General features: G+C 37.5%; 22 protein-coding genes and 1 other annotated feature. Of the genes, 4 read left to right on the top strand and 18 right to left on the bottom strand.

Translation table 11 applies throughout. The features are described from left to right. Nucleotides 1-6 precede the first annotated feature (6 nt). Both KHA87_RS06460 and KHA87_RS06455 read left to right on the top strand, forming a co-directional pair. Nucleotides 7-1,323: a nucleobase:cation symporter-2 family protein gene (locus KHA87_RS06460; protein ID WP_213093268.1), complete on the top strand. Its 1,317-nt coding sequence runs from the start codon at nt 7-9 to the stop codon at nt 1,321-1,323. Between the two features lie 103 nt (nt 1,324-1,426). Then, a complete protein-coding gene (locus KHA87_RS06455; RefSeq protein WP_213093267.1) occupies nt 1,427-1,780 on the top strand; it encodes a hypothetical protein in 354 nt (117 codons plus the stop codon). Nucleotides 1,781-1,961: 181 nt separating this feature from the next. Here KHA87_RS06455 and KHA87_RS06450 read toward each other — a convergent pair whose 3' ends face one another. The 4 genes from KHA87_RS06450 to KHA87_RS06435 form a co-directional block, all read right to left on the bottom strand. Further along, the gene (locus KHA87_RS06450) at nt 1,962-2,717 is read right to left on the bottom strand and encodes a sugar phosphate isomerase/epimerase family protein (RefSeq protein ID WP_213093266.1); all 756 of its coding nucleotides are present in this window, start codon (nt 2,715-2,717) and stop codon (nt 1,962-1,964) included. Between the two features lie 70 nt (nt 2,718-2,787). Then, nucleotides 2,788-4,332, bottom strand: a complete 1,545-nt coding sequence (locus tag KHA87_RS06445) for a glycosyltransferase family 2 protein (protein WP_213093265.1) — start codon at nt 4,330-4,332, stop codon at nt 2,788-2,790. Nucleotides 4,333-4,455: 123 nt separating this feature from the next. Continuing rightward, the gene (locus KHA87_RS06440; protein WP_213093264.1) at nt 4,456-4,968 is read right to left on the bottom strand and encodes a GNAT family N-acetyltransferase; all 513 of its coding nucleotides are present in this window, start codon (nt 4,966-4,968) and stop codon (nt 4,456-4,458) included. Nucleotides 4,969-5,025: 57 nt separating this feature from the next. Then, the gene (locus KHA87_RS06435) at nt 5,026-5,547 is read right to left on the bottom strand and encodes a YfiT family bacillithiol transferase (RefSeq protein ID WP_213093263.1); all 522 of its coding nucleotides are present in this window, start codon (nt 5,545-5,547) and stop codon (nt 5,026-5,028) included. 136 nt (nt 5,548-5,683) lie between these two features. Here KHA87_RS06435 and KHA87_RS06430 point away from each other — a divergent pair, with 136 nt between their 5' ends. Together KHA87_RS06430 and KHA87_RS06425 are read left to right on the top strand one after the other, a co-directional pair. Beyond that, on the top strand, nt 5,684-6,424 hold the full coding sequence (locus KHA87_RS06430) for a hypothetical protein (protein ID WP_213093262.1): 741 nt from the start codon (nt 5,684-5,686) through the stop codon (nt 6,422-6,424). Nucleotides 6,425-6,764: 340 nt separating this feature from the next. Beyond that, nucleotides 6,765-7,697 (top strand): sigma-70 family RNA polymerase sigma factor, encoded by a 933-nt coding sequence (locus KHA87_RS06425; RefSeq protein WP_249310154.1) that lies wholly within the window; start codon nt 6,765-6,767, stop codon nt 7,695-7,697. A gap of 142 nt (nt 7,698-7,839) precedes the next feature. Here the strand turns inward: KHA87_RS06425 and KHA87_RS06420 are convergent, their stop codons facing one another. The 14 genes from KHA87_RS06420 to KHA87_RS06355 all read right to left on the bottom strand — a co-directional run bounded on the left by KHA87_RS06420 (nt 7,840) and on the right by KHA87_RS06355 (nt 23,467). Next, nucleotides 7,840-8,334: a DUF5683 domain-containing protein gene (locus tag KHA87_RS06420; protein ID WP_213093261.1), complete on the bottom strand. Its 495-nt coding sequence runs from the start codon at nt 8,332-8,334 to the stop codon at nt 7,840-7,842. A gap of 588 nt (nt 8,335-8,922) precedes the next feature. Further along, nucleotides 8,923-9,798: an alpha/beta hydrolase gene (locus KHA87_RS06415; protein WP_213093260.1), complete on the bottom strand. Its 876-nt coding sequence runs from the start codon at nt 9,796-9,798 to the stop codon at nt 8,923-8,925. 301 nt (nt 9,799-10,099) lie between these two features. Next, a complete protein-coding gene (locus KHA87_RS06410) occupies nt 10,100-10,879 on the bottom strand; it encodes an enoyl-CoA hydratase/isomerase family protein (protein WP_213093259.1) in 780 nt (259 codons plus the stop codon). Further along, nucleotides 10,876-12,036, bottom strand: coding sequence for a thiolase family protein (locus KHA87_RS06405; protein WP_213093258.1), 1,161 nt, complete (start codon nt 12,034-12,036; stop codon nt 10,876-10,878). The genes KHA87_RS06410 and KHA87_RS06405 overlap by 4 nt, the downstream gene beginning before the upstream one ends. A 30-nt stretch (nt 12,037-12,066) precedes the next feature. Continuing rightward, the gene (locus tag KHA87_RS06400) at nt 12,067-12,900 is read right to left on the bottom strand and encodes an SDR family NAD(P)-dependent oxidoreductase (RefSeq protein ID WP_213093257.1); all 834 of its coding nucleotides are present in this window, start codon (nt 12,898-12,900) and stop codon (nt 12,067-12,069) included. After that, a complete protein-coding gene (locus KHA87_RS06395) occupies nt 12,897-14,741 on the bottom strand; it encodes an AMP-dependent synthetase/ligase (RefSeq protein ID WP_213093256.1) in 1,845 nt (614 codons plus the stop codon). Before KHA87_RS06395 ends, KHA87_RS06400 begins: the two co-directional genes overlap by 4 nt. A 58-nt stretch (nt 14,742-14,799) precedes the next feature. After that, nucleotides 14,800-15,165 (bottom strand): SCP2 sterol-binding domain-containing protein, encoded by a 366-nt coding sequence (locus KHA87_RS06390; protein ID WP_213093255.1) that lies wholly within the window; start codon nt 15,163-15,165, stop codon nt 14,800-14,802. A 375-nt stretch (nt 15,166-15,540) separates the two neighbouring features. After that, on the bottom strand, nt 15,541-16,734 hold the full coding sequence (locus KHA87_RS06385) for an acyl-CoA dehydrogenase family protein (protein WP_213093254.1): 1,194 nt from the start codon (nt 16,732-16,734) through the stop codon (nt 15,541-15,543). Beyond that, a complete protein-coding gene (locus tag KHA87_RS06380; protein ID WP_213093253.1) occupies nt 16,731-17,834 on the bottom strand; it encodes an acyl-CoA dehydrogenase family protein in 1,104 nt (367 codons plus the stop codon). Before KHA87_RS06380 ends, KHA87_RS06385 begins: the two co-directional genes overlap by 4 nt. 50 nt (nt 17,835-17,884) lie before the next feature. Further along, nucleotides 17,885-18,484 carry a TetR/AcrR family transcriptional regulator gene (locus KHA87_RS06375; RefSeq protein ID WP_213093252.1) on the bottom strand — a complete coding sequence of 200 codons (600 nt, stop codon included), beginning with the start codon at nt 18,482-18,484 and terminating at the stop codon, nt 17,885-17,887. 323 nt (nt 18,485-18,807) lie between these two features. Next, nucleotides 18,808-19,383 (bottom strand): GNAT family N-acetyltransferase, encoded by a 576-nt coding sequence (locus KHA87_RS06370; protein WP_213093251.1) that lies wholly within the window; start codon nt 19,381-19,383, stop codon nt 18,808-18,810. Nucleotides 19,384-19,456: 73 nt separating this feature from the next. Next, the gene (locus tag KHA87_RS06365; protein WP_213093250.1) at nt 19,457-19,942 is read right to left on the bottom strand and encodes a hypothetical protein; all 486 of its coding nucleotides are present in this window, start codon (nt 19,940-19,942) and stop codon (nt 19,457-19,459) included. Between the two features lie 623 nt (nt 19,943-20,565). Then, complete coding sequence (locus tag KHA87_RS06360; RefSeq protein WP_213094259.1) at nt 20,566-22,227, bottom strand: glutamine--tRNA ligase/YqeY domain fusion protein; 1,662 nt, start codon at nt 22,225-22,227, stop codon at nt 20,566-20,568. A gap of 250 nt (nt 22,228-22,477) precedes the next feature. Continuing rightward, nucleotides 22,478-22,738: a binding site (T-box leader), on the bottom strand. 303 nt (nt 22,739-23,041) lie between these two features. After that, complete coding sequence (locus KHA87_RS06355) at nt 23,042-23,467, bottom strand: DinB family protein (protein WP_349305556.1); 426 nt, start codon at nt 23,465-23,467, stop codon at nt 23,042-23,044. Nucleotides 23,468-23,643 lie beyond the last annotated feature (176 nt).

Raw genomic sequence — 23,643 nt, 5'->3', positions numbered from 1 at the left:
AATACCGTGAAGAAAAAACTAGGCTTTTGGAATTATGGTGCACTTGGTTTCCAGCATGTGCTTGCTATGTATGCTGGTGCAGTGGTGGTACCGCTAATTGTCGGACCGCAAATCGGTATGACTGCGGAGCAATTAACGTATTTAATTTCCATTGATTTATTTTGCTGTGGAATTGCCTCCTTATTACAGGTTATTGGTGGTAAATATTTTGGCATTAAACTCCCAATATTACTAGGGTGTGCTTTTCAAGCCGTTGGCCCGATGATTGCCATTGGGAAGGAATCCGGCATTCCAGCTATTTACGGCGCCATTATTGTTTCAGGAATTATTGTATTCATATTAGCCCAATTCATGGATAAAATTGTAAAGTTCTTCCCCCCTGTTGTAACAGGTTCAGTTGTTACGATTATCGGTGCCTCCTTAATCAGTGCAGCAATGGGAGATATCACCGGACAAGCAGGTTCTCCTGGCTATGCCAGCGGCACAAATCTTTTATTAGCGGCAATAACATTTCTATCCATCGTTTTAATGAATCGATTTTTTAAAGGCTATTTAAAAATGATTTCTATTCTTCTTTCATTAATATTAGGAACTGCTGTGGCATCCTTTATGGGTCTTGTGGATTTCTCCGGGGTCGGCAAAGCGTCTTGGTTCCATATGGTAGAACCATTCCGTTTTGGACCTCCAACCTTCCATGCATCCGCAATCATTAGTATGGTATTAGTTAGTATTGTCAGTATGATTGAATCAACTGGAGTATTTTTCGCATTAGGTGATATTGTCGGCAAGAAAATTGACGGAAAGGATGTTAAGCTTGGACTTCGTTCTGAGGGTCTTGCTCAAGTAATCGGCGGAATCTTTCAGGCATTTCCTTATACAACCTATTCGCAAAATGTTGGATTAGTCGCATTAACAGGGGTTAAATCTCGTAAAGTGGTATTTTCAGCTTGTATCATTATAATGGCCCTTGGACTTCTACCCAAAGTAGCTGCTTTAACAACGATCATCCCGAATCCTGTATTAGGAGGAGCGATGATTCCGATGTTCGGAATGGTGGTTGCATCTGGGATCCGCCAGCTTTCACAAGTTGATTTTAACCGAATTGAAAATATGTTTATTATCGCTTCTTCTATCTCCATTGGAGTTGGCGTATCCATTGCACCGGATGTTATTTCTAAGCTTCCAGAATCCATTCGTTTAATACTTGGCAGCGGCATTGTTTCCGGTAGTATTGTAGCAATAATATTAAATCTTCTTTTCAATGGTTTAAAAGGAACGGAAACCAAACAAGTGAAAAAAGAAAAGGCTCAGCTTGCGAGTTAAAGATGAAGGTACACATTTGATGTGTACCTTTTTATTTTAAAATACTGTATTTCATCTAAAAATTTTTCTGTATAATTAAGGAAATTAGTCTAACGGAAGGAAGATGAAGTATGGGGCTATTTTCAAAAAAGAAAGAAAAGATAATGAAAAATCCGATAGTAGAATTAAATCAATCATGGAGGGTTTGGAAGATCCAAATTGGCTTATAGAAGATATTGTGCAGCTACTGGAATCAAAGAGACAGACATTGAGTGATGAAATCATACATAAATGGTTGAATGATTTGGGGAATCAGGAAGGATTTGATATACCTGCAGAATTTCAAAACGAACAAAAATTACTAGATATATATGAATCTTATTCCGGCTGGGTAAAAGAGCAAATACAATTTTATGAGGAAGTAACCTATGAACCATTTGATAAGCATGCGGAGAATTTACCTATAGAAATAAAGTAAATGTCGACTAATGCACAGGAAGCCTATTTAGCAATTAGTACCTGTCTGTTGAATGCGTTTGTACAAGTTTAAGGTTTTAGTAAATTTGTATAATATAAAAAGGAAACCGATTTGATGCGCACCCCAAAAGTTAGACCAAAAACTCTAACTTTTGGGGTTCAGTACAATTAGGTTTTCTTTTTTAACTATTATGTTTTTCTTTCAAATAACGAAGGCTTATTTCAATGCTTTCCAATGGGGAACGACTGCAAAAATCCTGTTCGACCACCCACCATTTTACATTACATTCTTGACCTGTCTTTAACACTCCTTCTAAATCTACTCCCCCTGTTCCGAGCTCGGCAAAAAATTGTTCCTCGTCTACGGTCATATCCTTTAAATGAACAATTGGAGCTCTGTTTTTGTAGCGTTGCATCCATTTAACGGGATCTTCTCCCGCTTTTGTCAACCAGTAAACATCAAGCTCGGTTTGGACATTGTTCGCGTGTGTTTCTGCAAAAATCGTTTCAAGTGCTGATCGACCGTCAGATAACTTCTCTAATTCAAAATCATGATTATGGTATAGCAATGTTAATCCCGCTTCCCTGCATGTTTCCCCAGCTTGTTCTAAAAAGGAAATTAGTGATAAGTAGTCCTCTTCTTTTCTTTGATCTGGCATTAAATAGGGACATACCACGAAATGACAATCAAGTACCTGGTGATCTTCTACAACTGTTTCCAAATTCGTCTTTAATTCATCTAATGGTATATGACTGGATATGGCTTTTAGACCTAGATTATCTAACACTTGCTTTAATTGTGCTGGTTTCATCCCGCCATATCCTGCAAGCTCAACACCATCATAGCCGATTTCGGCAACTCTTTTTAATGTACCGGAGAAATCTTTTTTACTTTCATCCCGCAATGTATACATTTGAACGGCAATTGGAATGGTCATTTAAATCCCCCACTTCTCTCCCATCTTTAAAAGCAGCTTTCTTAAAAATAGTATGTTGCATGAATTGATTTCAGCTCACTATTTTTCTTATTTTTAACCCCACATTCGAATAAACAGTAGGATAGAAAACAAATTCTCGTTCCTGAAAACGGTGTTTGAGTTGTCGTTGGTCATTCCGTCGAATGTTCACTTTCAGATAATCATTATATCTTAAAAAAATAGAGTAATTAGAATTTGGTAAGTCCTGCAGTAATTGTAGAGGTATCTCCAACTTACCGTTACCTTCGTTACCCATCTTCACTTCCAATATTCGTTCCACACGCGCGTCGTTCACATCACGGATAATGACATCTCTAATAGTATGAGATGATTCCCCGAATAGGTTAAAAACAAGATAATACATATTGTTTTCAATAAATTCCTGTTTATATACAGCATATAAAGAGGCCCTAATATATTTACTAGACTCCTCTAAAAATGGAACAATCCAATAAGGAAGATTGTCTTTAATCATAATTTCCTTTATCTTTTCGTTTTTTTGCCATTCATAAAGCTTAACAAGCTCCTTATATTGTTTTTGGCAAAATAGACGATAAACGGTCTTATTAAATGGTTCAAAAAAATTATCGGAAAAATCGTATTGCAAGCTCTTGGTCGTTTTCAAAATTTGTTTTAATTTGAAATAATACAACCTTTTTAGTCTTGTTCTTTGAAAATGTGGAGTGGTGAAAAACCTGGTGATGCAATCAAACTCGTATAATCGATTCAAGATCATTTTCTCTTTTTCGATTTCTAAATTTTTATGAATAATGTAACGAATGACTTTTAAATTATAGTTTGCTTTCTGCATAATATTGGTTTGATTCGTTAATCGGTCACTGTTTTCCACCCGATTTAAGTAATAGATGGGAGCGCTAGTTGTGGAAATCGTTCGGCATTGTAAAAGCACATCGATAAAAAACTGTTTATCCTCCGCAAATTTCATTTCAGGAAAAACAATATGATTCTTTTTTATAACATCTGCCCTTATCATTCTTGCTCTTGGCCCTAAGTGTTGAAATATTTGCGGGATCGAGAAAGGCGACACACTTCTCCGTTCCGAACAGGACTCATGCTCCCCCACTATTTTTGTTCCCTTAGCCTGAACTTGAATCGTCTTCCCCACTGCATAATCGTCGCCCGTTTCTTCTAATATATTATATAAAACTTGCAGTCCCGCAGGCTCCAGCCAATCATCCGCATCTAAAAAAATGATGTATTTTGCGGTAGATAACTGTAATCCAATATTTCGAGGATAACCGGGAGTCCCTGTGTTCGATCGGAGGAATACGACTGTAATATTTTCATATTTAGAGGAGTATTCCAGCAAAATATCTCTTGAGTCATCTTTTGAACCATCATCGATTAAGATGTATTCAATATTATCTATCCCTATTGTTTGGTTCTGTACGGAATCTATGGTTTTGTGCAGATATTTTGCTGCATTAAAGACTGGTGTAATTACGGTGACTTTGGGAATATTACGCAATTGACTATGTGTTGGCTTATTAACCAACACATAGTCTTTCTTGCTGGAATTCCTTCTAAATTTCATAAACTGTGGTAATTGAATCATCCATTCACGTCAACTTTCCTTCTATTTGCTAGTACTATTTTTTTGCAAAAAGAAGGAAAAATATTCAATTTCCAATTTTAAATGGATAAATAAAAACAAAAGATAGTCCTTTTAAATAAACTTTCATCTTATGTTTCTTTGATATTTACTGTGACTATCTGTTTCTCCTATATAATCAAAACCATTGTTTTGGTAAAATCGGTTTAATTTAACATTATGTGCGACGCAATCTAATTTTATATACCCCTTTTCTGTTTCTATATTCTCTGGAATCCACTGCAAAATATTCTTTCCTAGACCTTTTCCCATATAGCTAGGAGAAACAGCTAATCTATGTAGATAAAGGGAATCGTTGTCTGTTTCCTTACCGAAAATATGATGATCCCAATCACTTGGCGTTGGAGCAAGTGTAAATGTGGCAATGATCTCTTTATCTTTTAATACGATATATGTATACTGAGCAGACACAGCGGCAGCGATTTCGCCATCCTCTCCTCCTCCCAGGAGATATTGCCACTGGTCGACCTCCATATCCTTTAACCATTGGGCTATATCTTTTAGAAATTGGATTAGTCGATTGGTATCAGCATCAGCAGCTAATGTTACTAGATACTCGTTTGCTAAGAGAGAATTCATATTATTTCCTCCTATGTGCATTTATACACTATTATTATTGGGTTCTGTACAACTATCTTATATCCATCCCTTTTCTCTACATAACGATGTAATATGAGCCAGATGGTGATTGCCATGCCATGCATATAAGCCGATATTCTTCTCGATTGTAATTTCACCTGAATCTGGATGATTAAATGTTTTTTTCCAATCATGCGAATTCAGGTTCTGTAATAAGTAGCTCCAACGCTTATGAAGTCCAGCCAGTATAGTAAGAGAAAACTCTATAGGTAGCAAATAATCGGATTGCTCTGCCCATTTCCCTTCATGGTATGGTTTAATGGTAGGATTCTCCTCTGTAAGTGCCAGCTTCATCCGAATATATGCATTCATATGGCTATCTGCTATATGATGCACTAGTTGACGAATAGTCCAACCGCCTTCTCTATATGGTGTATCAAGCTGTTCTTCACTTAACTCTTGAACAGCTTTTTGCAATTTATCCGGTAATTCATCGATTTCTCTCATCCACTGCTTTACTACCTGTTCATTTATTTCTTGGTTATATTCAAACTTTCCAATCGGATACTGCTTATTCATACTCATTCCTCCATCTGAAAATTACTTTACTTATTATTTCTAGATAAGTTACTGAATTCCTATTAAAATATCTCTATTATTTTCAAGGTTGTACATAATACTTGTTAGCTAAGGAAATCTAAGTAAGGGTGATAAAATGAAAATCAGAAAAATTTTAATCTGTATACTTATAACACAAACCTTATTCTATACTTCCATACGTGTTACAGGTTCGGAACGAAATGTTCTGCATAACTTTTTAGATGCTTTTATGCATGGAAATTTAAATTATGCCAAATCTCTTCTTGGACCAGATGTTCTATTACCTGAAATAAGAGAAAATACACCCATTACAAGAATACAAACATTACCCTCGCCTCATAAAAACACAAAGGTTTTAATCGGTTACTTTAAGAAGGAAGAAATATCAAAGGGTAATTTTATACAAAGAATTGCATTTATTTGGGAAGTAAAAATCGATAAAAACAAAATATCTCAAATAATCATCGTTGCAGACGGATCGAATCCCTTCATGAATGAACCAATAAATCAATTTAAAGTTAAGTATGGAAAAGAACTACTTGTTCCAGCGTATTTTCCGTTTTCCGTTACACATGTGGTTTCTATTATGAACGATAGAGATTTTATCTGGATATATAAAAATTCTTCTAAGTCTCTTAAAATTGCTGTCTATTCTTGTCAACGGTCAAGTAAAAAGGTTTCTTCCTTCACATTAAAAAACAAGAAAGAAGTAGAGCTGCACAAAACCGTAAATGGCTATCAAATTGATTTTTGTGAAAGTCGCATTCACTATCAAGTGGAACTTTCAGATATAAATAAAGACGAGATCAAAGTCAAAAAAGAGTTAATACATGTTGTGGAATCGATGCTTCCATAGTTCTGCTATTTCTTAAGGACAGAGGATCGGTTAATGATAAAAAAATTCCCTCTATTTAATAGTTCAGAGGACCATGTTCCATTATCGTCTATAATTCATAGGTAAATCATATTGATTTTGTAAAATAACGGATTGTGTGTCCTCAAACTTCAGAAATTGCCTCGTTTTGCCACAGATAACGGAACTCCTGTCCGTGTGATTTCTGAATATTAATCAAGCATTAGGTACTTTTCAAAAATTCAAAAAAAGAAAACTAAAAAAAAAATCCCCCTTCCAAGTATAATAATCTTAATTATATTCGTTATACATATGAAACTATTTGTTAGAAGGAGGTAATTTTTTGTCTGAACAAACAATGAATCCATTGTATGAATCATCTAGGGAGCTTCGGCAACATTTTGATCATCTTATATCTGATTATGGCGAAGGTCTATGGAATTATTGCCGATATCTTACGGGGTCCCCTTGGGATGGTGAAGATCTCTACCAAGAAACAATGCTTAAAGTGTTAGGAGGATTGTATCAAAGATGGCACCCTACTAATCTCCAATCTTATTTATACCGAATTGCAACAAACACCTGGATTGATCATTGCCGCAGAGAGAAACGAAATGTTGGTGAACTATTGGAAGAAGATTTTCCTTCAGTGGAATTTGCAGATAATCTTGATTTAGAAGAAGCATTAAAAGTTCTTTTTCACTTATTCACGCCAAGACAAACAGCGGTGTTTTTACTTACAGAGATTTTTCAATTTCATGCGGAGGAAGTGGCCAGCATGGTCAAAACTACTCCTGGTGCCATATATGCTACGAGAAGGAGAATGAGAGAAAAATTAAAAAACTACGATTTCAGATGGAAAACCGAACAAACGGAGAATCTCCATAAGAACGAAGTAATTCAAGCATATATAAAAGCCTTTAATGAGGGTAATTTGGAAGGGTTACTTGCACTTATCAGTGATCATGCACATTACGAAGCTTCTTTAGGCTTTTTGGAAGTTACAAAGGAAGAAATCAGAAATGGATCAATGTATTACGGGCTTCCAGGTCATAAGGCAAAGGAATTTATTTTATGGGGAAAACTTGTAATTGTTGTAGTAGCAGAATCAGAAAATGGGCCAGTAATTCACGATATTCAGTATCAGGAAGTCGAAAATGATAAAATTGTCTACCATCGCAGCTATTTCTTCCGAAGAGAATTTATTGAAGCGGCTGCAAAGGAGCTTGGCATCTTACCACAATTGGTAAAGGAACCGTCCATTAACTGGTACTAAACAACTTATAAATAAAGGGATGACTTTTGTAGGATGCAAGGCTATATCTTTGTATTCACAATTGACATCCCAAAATGGCTTGGATTCTCCCGAGCCTCTTTTTTATATTGTTGTCGCTTATTTTGGTCAACAAAAAAACAGGTCAATGCCTACTAATAATTTTATAAATAAATTTTTCTAATAGATGACCAATAATCGCTCCAACTACACCAATTACAAGACCTGAATAGACGGGGCTGTGTAATATAAAAGAAAAAAATAGTCCAATCACCATTCCAGCTACCAAACCAAAGAGCATTCCTGTAAAATACGCTTTTTTAAAAGGTTCATGGATCCCTTTCACCCTAAGCTGGTCATTGATCAAAGCAGATTGGTTGTATGCTTGCCACATACCATAACCCCAAATGGAAGGGTAAAATAATCCCCAATTGTAATGTACTACCTGGTGAGCCTGATGCAATTCTCCTCTAAATGTATGGTAAATTGCCAAGTTTAAACCAGAATAGGTATTGATTATTACCTCCAAAGCCATTAATACGAAGCCCAAGAAGAATTGGCCATTATAAAACTGACCAAACCCAGGAAGAACAAATGACCATAACAATGCTGACCAAGGTGATCTATAGGATGTTTTCACGGAATTTCACCTTATTTCTTTTTCAAAAGGAAGGCTTTACCCTCCTTTCCTTTACCTATTTATTTATCCTTTTAAATCTTGCCTATCCGGAGCCATAGGAGGCTGTTCTAGCCACTTATTATTAATCATAGATTTGCCCTTGGCATAAAGTTGTATTTCCAAAGTTAATCTGTTATACATGACACCTAAATCAATGCCACAATTGGGATATTTCTGCCGAAGTTAGCCTAATCTGTTTTTCCTCTTCCATCCTGCGACTCATCCAAAAAATATATTCGGTTTATTTTTCCAAATATTTACCTTAGTATACATACTCTGTTAGAAGGAATTCAGTTCGTATGTAAAAAATTCAATTAAAGCAAGGGTGTCTTTTTCTTGCCTTAAACCCAATTTACGAGTGAAAGGCTAGTGTAATAAAATGAATTTAATATCAGAGAGAATAGAACATTCGGAGCAACACTCCATAGGAATATAGTATTTATGGTTATCCAACTACAAGATGACTTTACACCCATATTTCTTCTTTAACACATGAAAAAGACCACACCATAAAATGAGGTCTTTTCTTGGGATTAATTATTCTCGAATTTATTTACTATTAGTTATAAACCAATTTACCACCTTTTCAACTTCTTCTTGATGTTCATGTATTTCATCAGCGGTCATTAGTCCTGTTTTAAGAGTCTTGTTAAAAAATGATAGAACAAGTTTCAATATTTCATCCATATTTAATGTTCCAGCAATAAAGTCATGATCTGCACCTTTAATTTCAAGATACGAGGAATTATGAAGTTCATTATGTAGCATTCTACTTTGTTGGACTGGACATATTTTATCATTATCCCCATGCACGATTAGAAAAGGAGGCACATTTTCCCTAATATAGTTAATCGGATTGGCTTTCTGCGCTAAATCCTTTTGTTCTTGTACGCTTCCACCAAGAAATTTTGATTCAAGTGAATTAGGATTGTCATGCCAAGTACCCATTGATAATAAATCAACGGGACCAGCAAGTGAAGCTACTGCATTTACTTTATCTGAAACCTTCTCGTCTCCCATTAAAAATTCAGCATGATCTGCACTTAATGCAGCTAAAGTTGATAGATGCCCCCCAGAAGAGTGCCCCCATATTCCTATTTTATTTTCATCCATATTATATTGATCTGCATGTTCTTTCACCCAGCGTATTGCCGCTTTGACATCCAATAAAGGTGCTGGAAATATTGCTTCCCCACTTAATCGAAAATTAATATTTACACAAACAAAGCCATATTGTGCAAAGGAAGCATTCCACTTCCCTCCAACATTTCTCTTATCACCGGCCATCCAGCCTCCGCCATGAACATAAATAATAACAGGAAATCGTTGATCAGAGATGGGTTTAATCATATCCAATTTTAATTCTCTTTCCTTCGTCTTCCCATATACGATATCGACAAGTTCTTCTGTTTGAAATAATTCCATTTCACAGATCCCTTTTAGTTCATTGATAATTGAACCATTAAAATATGTCAACGCACGTTATACTTACAATAGATATTCATTATTGGATGGATGTCTTTATATAAATACAAACTCATTTAAATTATTTAGCAGTTTCTAAGGAGTAGTGAAATGGACAAATAAATGTATTACATGATGAAATATTAGAAAAAAAGGAAACTAAAATTTGAGGAGTTGATTTTGCTGGGACTACCAGTAGGATATTGGAACGCTGGTCGAACTTCTTTAAATGAATGTAGACAGTCCGACCAGTTAGGGAGTTCTATTTCCCTTTAAAATCTGCTTTTCTTTTCATAAAAAAGGCAGAGACGCCTTCAATAGCATCTTCTGTTTTTGCAAGAGGAAGCATATTTTCCGTTTCAATGGCAATCCCTTCTTCCAAGGAACGGTCCAAACCACGGATGACGGAATCCAGAATCGCTTTCATGGCAATTGGAGGTCCAGAAGCCATTTCCTGAGCCCAGTGAATGGCTTCTACCAATAAATTACTAGAAGTTGCAATTCGGTTAATTAATCCATATTGCAATGCTTTCTGAGCAGTTATTCTTTTACCTGTAAGAATTAGTTCCAATGCTGCCCGACTCCCTATCAATCGTGGAAGACGTTGTGTACCGCCGTAACCTGGCATGATTCCTAATCTGATTTCCGGCAATGCGAATTCTGCCGTTTCTGAGGCAATAGCAAGATGACATGCCATTTGCAGTTCATTTCCTCCGCCAAATGCTTTACCGTTTATACATGCAATAATGGGTTTTGGGTATGTCTCCATTTTTCGAAAAACCCCATGCATGACTTGTAGGTTCTGACGTGCCTTTTCCATATCAACAAAATCGCTAAACTCTGTTATATCAGCACCTGCAGAAAAAAATTGGTCTCCTGAACCTGTAATAATAATGGCGCGAACTTTATCATCCTGTTCCAAGTTATTCAGGTGTGTTTCCATTTCCAACAGCGTTTCTCTGCTCAAAGTATTCATAGGTGGACGGTCAATAGTGAAGATGGCAACATTCTGATTCACTTGTATCTCGCAATTTTTGCTCATTTTATGAATCCCTCTCGTTCAATAATGACTGCCACTGCCATGCCGAAGCCAATACACATGGTTGCCAATCCATAACGGCCACCTGTTCTTTCCAGTTCATTGATCATAGTGGCAATAATTCTAGTACCACTTGCTCCTAATGGATGGCCAAGCGCGATCGCCCCACCATTTGGGTTTACCTTCCACGGGTCAGGCTGTATTTCCTTTTCCCAAGCTAGAACAACAGATGCAAAAGCCTCATTAACTTCAAAAATATCCATGTCTTGGATCGTTAATTTTGCTTTCTTTAAAACTTTCTGTGTAGCAGGAATGATTGCGGTTAACATAATCTCCGGATCTACTCCTGCCAAAGCAGTAGCGACAACTTTTGCCCGTGGAGCTAATCCAAGTAAACCAGCTTTTTCCCTAGAGGTAACTAATACAGCTGCGGCACCATCACTAATTTGACTGGAGTTACCTGCAGTTATTTTTCCATCAGGTTGAAAGGAAGGATGAAGCGTAGCAAGTGCTTCCATCGTGCTATTAGATCTCGGTGTTTCATCCTCCTGCATCCAAAAGGTTTGCCCATTTCGATCACTTGCTTCAATTGGAACTATTTCATTGTTGAATCTTCCTTCTTTTAGAGCGGTTATTGCTTTTTCGTGACTTTCCAAGGAAAATTCGTCTAATTCCACTCTTGAGAGCTTCCATCTATCTGCTATTAATTCCGCTGAGAATCCCTGCGGAATAATGGTATGCTGCTGCAATAATTTGGAACTGAAATCACCGCCATCACTGCCCATTGAAACTCGATTCATGCTTTCCACTCCAGCAGCAATCACACAGTCGGACATCCCCGCCATAATGGCATGAGCACTTTGAGCAAGTGTTTCTAAGCTGGATGCACACATCCGGTTCACGCTTACCCCGCAGACTTCAACTGGAAAACCGGCGATTAGGGCAGCCATGCGTCCGATATTATAGCCTTGTTCCCCAATTTGTGTCACACACCCCATTTTGACATCCTCAATTTCCATAGGGTCTAACTGATTTCTTTTGACAAGTTGCTTTAGAACATACGCGGCCATTTCATCAGGCCGTATCCCGGCAAGAGATCCCTTTTTTCGTCCGATTGGTGTTCTGACAGCATCCACAATAACGGCATCATGCTTGGTCAATGAGAAAGTCCCTCCTATTTCCCTAGATTTTTAGAAAGTAAATAAGTCTATTCCACCTGCAACCGGCAACCCTACACCTGTGATATAACCGGCCTCTTCAGAGACAAGAAATGCTATCGCATTAGCAATATCCTCCGGTTCTCCCGGCTTTTTAAAAGCAGTTCTGGCAATCATCCGTTCGCGCATCGTTGGGTTTGACATTTGAAAGGCTTCCGTATTAATAATTCCTGGAACGATGGCATTAACGGTAATATTATATTTAGCTCCTTCGAGAGCCAGTGATTTTGTTAACCCTAGGACGCCTGCTTTCGTTGTAGAATAGCTTGCTTGTCCGTACCCGCCAAGAGTTCCGGCAACGGAAGCCATATTTACAATCCGTCCCCAGTTTTGTTTTTTCATATATGGCCAAACAGCTTTACAGCAATGGTATGCTCCTGTCAAATTAACGCGTAGATCTCGTTCCCAAAATTGATCATTTTGATCTTCTAATCGGGCAGTATGATCCAATGTGCCCGCATTATTTATTAAAATATCAATCCTTCCAAATAGATCGACAACTTCCTGAAAAACCGCTTCCACTTCCTCCTTGTTTGTTACATCCATTCGGTATGCTTTCGATTGGCGGCCCATTGCTTTAATTTGCTCGGTTGTCGATTTTGTATAAACTTGTTGGCTTTGTGCCATTATTTGTGCCATCGGTCCAAGACCTTCGGAGGTTGTTTCGATATTTTCATCATCTTCTATTAAAATATCAGTGACGATCACATCTGCCCCTGCCTGAGCAAGCCTTAATGCATCCGCTCTCCCCAGCCCCCTGGAAGCACCTGTAACGAGAGCAATTTTTCCTTCTAGCGGCAAAGTCATGATCCTTTTCCCCTTTCTATATCATTTAGCGAAAAACTAACTGCTCCATTCTCTTCCACATTTTCCTCCTGGTAAGTTCTATCAATAATTGCTTTATATTTCTTTTCGATTTCGGGCAAACGTACTTTTAATGAAGGAGTTAATTCTCCTTCTTCGACACTCCATTCTTTATCAATAATGATGAGCTTCTTCGGCTGTTCGTGATGAGCAAACTTGGCAGTATACCGTTGAACCTCTGTTTTTAGCAAGCTCTGAATTTTTCTTTGTTTTAAAAGGAGTTCTCTTTCTCCGTACATCCCTTCCTTTTGTGCCCATGGAATAAGATATTCATAGGATAGTGTAACGATGGCTAGGACAAATTTTTGATTATGCCCTATTAATACAGAGTTTTGAATATAGATACTTTGGTTTATTGCATTTTCGATTGGTTGTGGGGCTACATTTTTACCGGTAGTTAAAATAAGCATTCGTTTTTTTCGGTCGATAATTTTTAAATAGCCATCCTCATCGATTGTGCCTATATCTCCCGTTAAAAACCAACCGTCTTGAAATTGCTTCTTGGTTGCTTCCTCATCATGGTAGTATCCTTTCATCACGCTTGGTCCCTTTACCATTACCTCTCCATCTTGGCCGATCTGAATATCTAGATTAGGGAGTGGTTTTCCGACGGTGCCAACCTTTGAACGCGACATCGGGTTTACACATATTACCGGTGAGGTCTCTGTTAATCCGTACCCCTCTAATACCGGTAGATCCACTGCCCAGAAGAATTTTGCAATCTCTGGGTTTAATGCACCGCCACCGGAAATCAATCCGCGTAATCTTCCTCCTAATTCTTTTTTTACCTTTTGATAGACAAGCTTATTTGCCAACTTCCAGCTTCTTCTTATATTCCGGGGTAGCTCACCCATTCGAAAAATTTCATCAAAGCTATGGGTGGAATAGAATTGATAGCGTTTCATCCCCACTTTTATGGCCCAATCAAAAATTTTCCTGCGTAATGGTGTCCCTGCATCAATTTTCTTCTGTGCTTGCGCATACACCTTTTCAAATAAAAGCGGCACGCTTACAAGTACCGTTGGTTTCACTTCCAGCAAATTTTGTTGAACGGTTTCAATGCTTTCAGCATATGCAATCGAAGCACCCACATATAAGGGCATGAATTGACCTGCCATTCGTTCAAAAACATGGGAAAGTGGTAAATGTGAGAGTAAAATATCCGTAGATTTGGCTTCCAATACCCAAAATTGAACTCCTTCAATATTCGATAGAATATTACCGTGAGTAAGCATCGCTCCTTTTGGTATGCCTGTTGTACCTGAGGTATGAATAATGGTAGCGATATCGTCCCGGCCTATCATTTGCCAACGGCTTTCCCAATCGGTAAGCGGATGCTGCTTTCCTAAATCAATGATGTCATCGAGTGAGAGTACATTTTTAACTGGAGATAAAGTGATGATGGTATGAGATAAAGATTGATGTAGTTTTTTTGATTGTTGTTCGTTTTGTGCAAAGATTAATTTACAATCTGCATTTTTTGCTATAAAAGAAACTTGATCCGCTGGAAGTGTGGAGTGAATTGGAACAGAAATGGCACCAATACTCATGATGGCGATATCGCAAACCGGCCAATCGGGATTGTTTTCTGATAAAATAGCTACTTTATCTTGAGGTTCAATCCCCAGTTTTACAAGGGCTGCTGCAACATCTTTAATTTTTTCCCAAAAGGATTGATAAGTAATTCCTCTATAAGCTCCGTTGACTTTATGGGAAAGTGCGATATTATGAGGGAATTTTTCGACAGTTCGATGTACCATTTCTACTAGATTATGAGCTTTCATGAAAACACCTCCTTTTTGAGAATGATAGGGCCCTGTTTGGGGTGGGCCCTTTTAGAAATTAAAGATAGTCGTTCACATTATATTGCCGAAGCAACCCTTCCATTTTAATTGCTTTTCCAATATCACCTTTAATTTTCAGCTTCCCGGACATAAACGCTACCGTCCCATTTAATTTACCAAGTAGCATCTGTTTGAAGTTATCTTCAGAGAGGGTCAATACGCAATCCGCCTCTGTTTCTGCTCCATTAAACACTTTTGCAGCCCCTTCCTTTAAGTGTAATTGATAGGTTCCGCCGTCATCTCCTGTAATATCATACTGATATACTGCGTTAAAACCTTCGATTAGATTTGGATTTTCATTAAGGGCATCCTCAATTTTTTGCATAGCTTCTTCTAATGTGTAATCGTCGATTGATTTTGTCATTCGTAATGGTCCTCCTTTAATATTATTTAAAGTGAAAGTAGAGTTTAATAAGTTCAAGATTGTCTCATCGTTTTCAACAACTTGAAAAGGTTCCTATATTTACCCAACAATTCCGCGTTTCCTATCATTTTTTCAATACTTATCTTTGAAATTTGCACAATTCTAATCTATTTCTTTCACAGTTAGATTCTGTTTTATGCGATTTTGGCGAAAAATTCAGCACTTTCGCTATTTATTCCTACGCCTACCTATAAATTTCACGTGATTCTAATTCCATTTTCCGCATCTCGAATCAGGTACATCCGTTTGAAAGAAAAATTCAGCAAACTCCCTACCTCTATCACAATTAACTTTTAGTATCCCAATTTCACCCCCTTAAACTCTTAACCCAAATGGTTCATACAGATGTCTTGCAATGATCAGCTGTTGGATTTGATTGGTTCCTTCGAAAATATCAAATATTTTTGCATCTCTGTACATTTTTTCAACGATGTGGTTTTCTAATCCTACAGGTCCAAGGAGCTCCAAGCATTTGGATGTAACTTCGAGGCAGATTTTTCCTGAATAGGCTTTACACATGGCAGCTTCCATTGCATTTGGAAGACCGAGATCCGCTTTCCAAGCAGTCTCCCAGGTTAATAATCGAGAAGCTAATATAGATTCATAGATTTCCCCTAGCGCTTCGCAAGCAATATAGTATTTCCTACCGTGCTTTGGATACTCCTTTTTTACCATTTCTAAAGTATATTCGTATGCTCCTCTTGCTATCCCTGTTGCCATTGCAGCGATGATCGGTCGGGTTGTATCGAAGGTTTTCATTGCTACACGGAAACCAGAAGGATTGCGATTATAGTAATCCTCACCTCCTAGCAGATTTTCCTCGGGCACAAAACAATCATCAAACACTAGTTCCGCTGTTTCAGAGGCGCGTAGACCCATTTTATCGGCAAGTCTGGAACAACTAAATCCTGGTGTCTCTTTTTCTACCACAAATGCACGGTGGCCAGCGCGACCAAGTTCATTGTTGACGGTTGCAAACACGACCACCCAGGAAGCACGTTTACCATTGGTAATAAATATTTTCTGTCCATTCAGTACATAACCGCCTTCTACTTTTGCTGCGGTTGTTTGCAAACCCGAAACATCGGATCCCGCTTCTGGTTCTGTCACAGCATAAGCTCCCCACTTTGGTGCTTCATCTCTTGAAAAAATACTTAAGAATCGTTGTTTTTGATCTGGAGTGCCACTGCCTTGAATAGGCGGACCACCTAGACCTGGCCCAGGCAGCGTTAAAGCAATGGCTGGATCTCCCCAGCCTAACTCTTCAGAAGCAATAACCCCAAGACGATTTCCTTGCCGTTCTTTATTGCTTGTCTTCTTTTCTTCCTCTTCTCCGAAGGATGCAGTACTTAGTTGAATCCCCAATGTATTAACTTTGGTAAGCCATTGATCCGGAACTTTTTTCAATCGATCCGCTTCCAAGGAGATGGGACGTATTTCATTCTCAGCAAACCAATGAACAATTTCCTTCACTTGATTTTGATGGGGTGATAGTTCAAATGAAATCATTCCGTTTCCTCCTTCAGTAAAAGCTCCCCGGATTGAAGCAATAGATCGGTTTCTAATTCAGATGATATAACTTGTGCCTGTGCATCACGCATCCATTTTTCAACCAGATGATCCTGTACATATCCATGTCCGCCAAGAAGTTGGACTGCTGCATCTGTTACAAATCGGAGGGCTTTATGCGTATTATGCAAGGCGACTAAACTGCACAATGTAGCATCTTTTTCTTGCCTATCTAATTGATTAGCTGCATACAGTACAAGATTTCTGGCTGTATTTGTTTTCATAGCCATTTGGGCAATGGTAAAGGAAACTCCTTGAAACTTTGCAATTTCCTGGCCAAATGCTTTTCGTTCTGTTGTATACTTTGTCGCGTATTGAAGTGCAGCATTTAGTAATCCAACTTCTTTTGCAGCTTCTAGCACACGAAGCCTAGCTAGTGATTCATCCAGCAGCTTTTGAGCATTGTCCCCTGTCGCAATTACTTGTTGCATAGGAATTCTTGTATGGTCCAGCTGGATCCTAGCAAAATTTGCTGCAAGCAGACCAAGTCGATATTCTTCAGAAATCCTTCTCCATTGATTGTTATTTAGTAAAAATAAAATCGGCATGCCTTTTAAATCTGCAGCTGCAAGTATTATATAGTCAGCCGGACCAGCCATTTTTATTGGGTTCGATACTCCGTTTACTATATAACTTAGCTCACTCTCGATAGCAGTAAAGGATTGCTCAGTATCATTAATAAATGCTAGTTGGGGAGGATCTTCTTTTTTTAACGAGTTAAACACTGGATTATTGCGATCGAGACGAATCCATACACTTGCATCCCCATATCCGGGAGTACCTTGTAATATGGCTAAATCTCCAAAAGCTAATTCCTCTAAAATCTTTACCTGTGTAACCAAAGGCAATTCTAATCCGTCCCAACTTTCAGGAAGCTCCAACGCGGAAAATCCCAAATTGTACACTTCATGAATAAGTTCTGCACCTACACCTTTTGTTTGCTCCGCTTCCCTTGCTGCAGGTCGAATGTAATCTTGTGCAAATGCTTTTGCGAGCCTTGTAAAAGATCGTTCCTCCTCAGTGGATTGAAATGAAATCAAGAAAAAATCCCTCCATTGTATGTACGAATACGTACGCGTACTGTATTTTTTCAATATGCAAGGTTAACGAAAGATCCGATAACCATTCGATTAAGGAGGCGCGCGAGTTCATCATAATCTTCTTCTTGCTCGGCTTCTTGGAAATTTTGTACTACCACCTCATTAATCGCACCAATCATAGCTTGTGATATAATTCGGATTTGCATTTCGGAAACGGTTGTCGGCAAAATCGTGTCAACTGTTCGTACGATTAATTCTGCAAGAGTTCGGTGTGCATGATGCCGGACCTTTTCAATTTCCAAAGAAACACCAACCGATTCGACAAGCAGAAGATTTGCCACCTTCGTATCGGTAAAACAGATCCCGACGTATCGCCTAATTCCGGCATATGCCATATAGCCAATTCTGTCTTCATTCTTTACTGCTATCGTTACTTCTTCAATAATTTCCGTTGCTATTTCCTCCACTAATTGGACCATTAACTTTTCCTTACTTTTGAAATGCTGATAAAAGGTAGTTTTGGATACCTTAGCCAGCTCAACAATATCTAATACAGATGTATTTTTATAACCGTTAACTGTAAACAGCTGTAAACCAGAATAAAGAATTTTTTCCCTAGCTTCTGTTGGCATTTCCGTTAAAAACAACATCCTATCATCCTATCCTTAGTACGAAATCGTATTGGTAATAATACATTATGAAGGGGTAATACACAGTAGAACAAAAAAATTCGATAAAAAAATAGCCCAGCCAGTTGGTTGGACTACAAATTTTTTTTATATTCTTTAAATCCTTTAATAGCTATAGATACGGAATAAAGGAGCATGAATACTCCAATAATCCAAAATCCACATTTTTCTACGTGGAAATATTGATTTAACCATTTATGAGCAAAAGCTTTTAAACCTAGAAAAGATGAATGTCTTCTTTTGAAAACAATGATTTACTCGATGAAAAACATGGAGTAATCACTTTACAAATCCTTCAAAATATTTTTGCTTTCGGACTCTTCATCGAACGTCAAAACTTCCTTTACAGGTTGATAGGATTCCCCATATAATTCTTTATCTTTATAGGTGTGAATTAAATTATATGTTTTTTTCATTGCCTCATATATCTTTTCTTCTGACTCGTTTTTGGGTGCCCAGTATAAAATCTCCATTTCACTTAATTCGTTTGTAGCCAGAGATCTTCTTTTATATCCTATGGAATTGGCATGCTCGAATCCTTCTCGTTTATAAAATTTAAGTCTTTTTTCCGTATCACTATCTTCGTAATTCACCGGCTCTACTTCGAGAATAATAGGCTTCCCCTTCTGTTTCATTTTTTCTATAAGTTGATGTCCGAGCCCTTGACCACGTGCGTTTTTTGAAACAAAAAGATAATCAATAAATACAAAATTTTCAAGCTCAGCGTACATTAAAACATGATTTGGTCCCTCATCCTTATGATAAATATCCGAGCGTTCCTCCAGTAAAGTCTCCATATGTTCCCTTGACTTCATTTCTTCTATTGGAAAATATTGATTTAATTTTTCATACCAATGCATAAAAACAACTCCTTACTAGCTAATTCTTATAAGGGAAGTATATGTATTGATATCTATTTCATTCAAATTCGCTTTAATTCAACTGTTCTAAGGTCTCGACGGAATAATGAAACATTTCGATTAAGTCATCGATCATATCCTCTGTTATAGCACGAGAGAATCCGATTATCACTTCCTCGCGCACCCCATGACTGGAGGAATCAATTTTTCTTTCCTCATAAACATGGTCTGTACCCCAATGTTTTTTAATTCTTTCCTTATAGTTCTTACCATTTTCATCCCACGAGAAAGTAATATGTACATCCGCTCCTGCCTGATTCCCATTTACTTGGTGTAGGAGCTCGGAAGCTAGCTGATTCAAATTTGCTTCCAAAGTAAATGTTGCCATTACTTTCGACGAAGAGACCGATCGATAGGTTATTTCAAACCATCTATTCATCCTGGCTAAGTCTATAATATCCTTCCGGTCCACCACCTTGATGTTTCCATCTATATCCAAATCATAAGCTGCTCCTTCAATGACAACCTTCATATTCTCATACGCTGTCGGATCAAACATTTTTCCACCCCTATTTTAAATGTGTTTCATGGCACCATTTTTTAGAGGACACTGGTCCCGTTATTTTCACTAATTGCCCTAGATTTAATCGCAAAGCGGACTCACGTTCCGTTATGGAAGGAAAATCACCTAGAAATCACTCTATTTTTGTAAAACATGAAATTAAGGAATTTTGTCACAGATAACGGAATCTGTGTCCGCCAAACTAAGATATTAGAAACAATTTCTATGACAATAACTATCCTTCTAAAGACCAAATCACAAACCGTATGATCTTTGCATACCATACCCTGCATTATACTTGATAATATTTATAATACAGTAAATCCCACTTTTAACCATAATCAGTAACTCCAAACACAAAACTCTTTTATTACTAATACGGTAATATTGGTAAAAAGTAATAATTTAAACCAAAACGACAAAAAGCAGCTTCATCCATTTTAATCGAATAAGATATGCAATTTAGAATAGAAACACCAGACTCTAGACGACACCTATCGGTGAAAAGATTTGCCTTTTTCTCAATTGTATAACCAAGAAGATAATGCTAACAAAGTATTTTAACTTTCTTCTTAAAGTCTCCATGAAGAAGCTCTTTGCAAAATTTGAATGCAAAGGACTTATACATTCTTTCTATTCCACGTGTCCTTTAAAGCAACCGTCCTATTAAAGATCAATTTTTCTGGAGAGGAATTTTTATCTACACAAAAATATCCGTGCCTAATGAATTGAAATTTTTCCTCTATTATGGAGTTTTTAAGGGAGGGCTCAATGACGCAGTCTTGATAAACTACTTTGGAAAAAGGGTTAAGTTTTTCCTCCCATGATTGATTAGGTGCATTTACCAAACGTTCATCCTCCAATAGAGATTGAAAGATATGAACTTCCGCCCGTCCACTTTGTTCTGCAGATACCCAATGGATGGTCCCCTTTACTTTTCGCTCATTAAAGCCTGTTCCACTTTTTGTTTTTGGATCATACGTACAAAGGAGCTCGATTATTTCACCCGTTTTCTCATCCTTCACTACTTCATTGCATTTAATAAAATAAGCACCTTTTAAACGTACCTCCGAATCCAAGGTTAATCGTTTAAATCCCTTTACTGGAATCTCCATAAAATCATCCTTCTCTATATAAAGAGATTTTGAAAATGGAACCTCCCGATAGCCTAATTCCGAATTCTCTGCATTATTTTCTATTTTTAATAACTCGGTTTTTATCTTTTCATAATTAGTAATGGTGACCTTCAAAGGATTCAAAATAACCATTTTACTTGGAACCTTCGCTTTTAATTCTCTTCTTAAAGCATGCTCCAGCATAGCATAGTCAATTGTGCTTTGATGACGTACATATCCCATTTCCTCTACAAAGCTGCGGATGCTTTCTGGAGTAAAACCTCTTCTTCTCAATCCTTTTATCGTTGGCAGCCGTGGATCATCCCATCCATCTACATATCCCTCCTTAACTAATTCACGTAAATATCTTTTACTTGTCACCACACCAGTAAGATTCACTCTACCAAATTCCCTTTGCTTTGGTGGTTCTGTGCTCTCTAATTCTGTTAACACCCATTCATATAATGGCCGATGATCTTTAAACTCAATCGAGCACAAGGAATGTGTAATTCCCTCTATTGCATCCTGAATCGGGTGGGCAAAATCATACATTGGATAAATACACCATTCCGCGCCAGTTCGATAGTGTTCCGCATGGATGATTCGATATAATACCGGATCTCTTAAATTGATATTAGGAGAGTTCATATCTATTTTTGCTCGTAAAACCATGGCTGCAGTTGGAAATTCACCATTTTTCATCCTCTTAAATAAGGATAAATTTTCTTCTATCGTTCTATTCCTGTATGGACTATTCCTTCCAGGCTCTGTTAATGTTCCCCTGTATTCTGTTATTTCATCTGGTGATAATTCGCATACATACGCCTTTCCCTTTTTTATTAAAGTAACGGCAGCATTAAAAATTTCTTGTGAGTAATCTGACCCATAATATATCCGTTCCCCTGGGCTATATCCAAGCCATTCGATGTCTTCTATGATGGAATGAACATATTCCCAATCTTCTTTTAAGGGATTGGTATCATCGAAGCGTAAATGGAATCTACCATTAAATTTCTTAGCCATCATGTAGTTGGTATGGATGGCATAAGCACTCCCTATATGAAGATAACCATTCGGCTCGGGTGGAAATCTAGTACAAATCGGTCGGTTAAAATGGTTGTTGCTCACATCTTCTGAAATAAGTTTTTCCAATGAATGAATAGGCATTTCTTTTTCCAATTATGTTCACTCCTTATTTTCTAGTAGATTTTTACGCTATCTTTGCATTACATATTTAACGCTTGATTGTATCCTGTTGCTGCAGGTATATAGATGGAAATCCTGAAATTATTATTTCTTTGGGGCATCTTTTCTGAGTGAATTATTCATACATTAATGAACTTCAAATGGAACAAAGTTTAGGAAAAGAGCCTTTATTAAAAAGCCATAAAAAAAATCCCACCCCCAAGACAATTGTCTTGGGGACGAGATTGTTCATCGCGGTGCCACCCCAGTTTATTAATATGTCGCCATATTAACCTTATCAGGTACGGCATGAATCAGCCATGCTTATACCTTAGCTCTATAACAGGAGCTCCTGTCACACTATCCCTCGCAGGTGCCAGTTCCAATGTGCAGCTCTGAGACTTGGTTCAATAATGTATTCTTACTCCTTTTCAGCAACCGGAGCTCTCTGGAAAGAATGACATTTACCTACTCTTCTCTTCATCGCATTTATTTGGTTTATTTTAGCTTATTCATTTTTCGTTGTAAATACAATTTTCTTTTTAATGGAGGTAAACATTAGAAAAACTCAAGTAATTTCTAATTATAAAAAAAATGGGGTTTTCTAAGACCAAGAAGTTTCGATTTGTACTTTCTGTAATGCCCCTCTGATTCGATTACAAGGGACTATCATAAATGTGTAATATTTTTTCCTATTCATTAAGTATAGAATGTAAAAACGGTTTAGGTTATGAAATTATATTCTATAAGTAGAAAAAACCGGCAGGCGCCGGTTTATTGTTCATCGTTAGCTTTTTCAAGCATTCATTGCTTCCCATTCTTCCTTGCTTGGTCCATAAATGCCAGGAACCTTTAAGCCAGCTAGTCTCATAAGGACAGTCAATTGTCCGCGATGGTGAGCTTGATGTTGAATTAGCAGACGGTAAACAGCTTGAACCGGCATATCCATTCCGAATAAATTCACCATCTTGTTCAAGTCTTCATCTGAAACCTGTTCAGAAAATGCTTCTGATAACCGCTGACTTACTGTTTTGTATGTCGCGCTTATTTCCGCAGCAGATTTTGGCGCTTCCTTTTGAAGATCAGGAACCTCGAACGTTAATCCTACCTGTGAAGGAAAGTAGTATACTGCTCCAGTTAGGTGCCATGCCAGGCTTCCTATGCTGTATAGTCCTGGAGAAACTTCTTGATTTAACGATTCATCTGTTAGCACGTCCAGCACTTTTTGGGTAACCGCTGCTTCTTGCTTCCATTCGTTTACGAAATATTTACTGATGCAAACATTCCATTTCCTCCTCCAATTATGAAATTCTTCCTTTTTTAAACAAATATTTCTTATTCATTGTATCATTTTTTTACTAACTTTTTCTTCTCTTAAATACTTTTTTACCGAAGGAA

Source organism: Bacillus sp. FJAT-49736 (assembly GCF_018343615.1).
Taxonomy (GTDB): Bacteria; Bacillota; Bacilli; order Bacillales; family Bacillaceae_C; genus Margalitia.
Note: the sequence above shows the minus strand (reverse complement) of the source record. Positions and strands in the feature narration are given on the sequence as shown.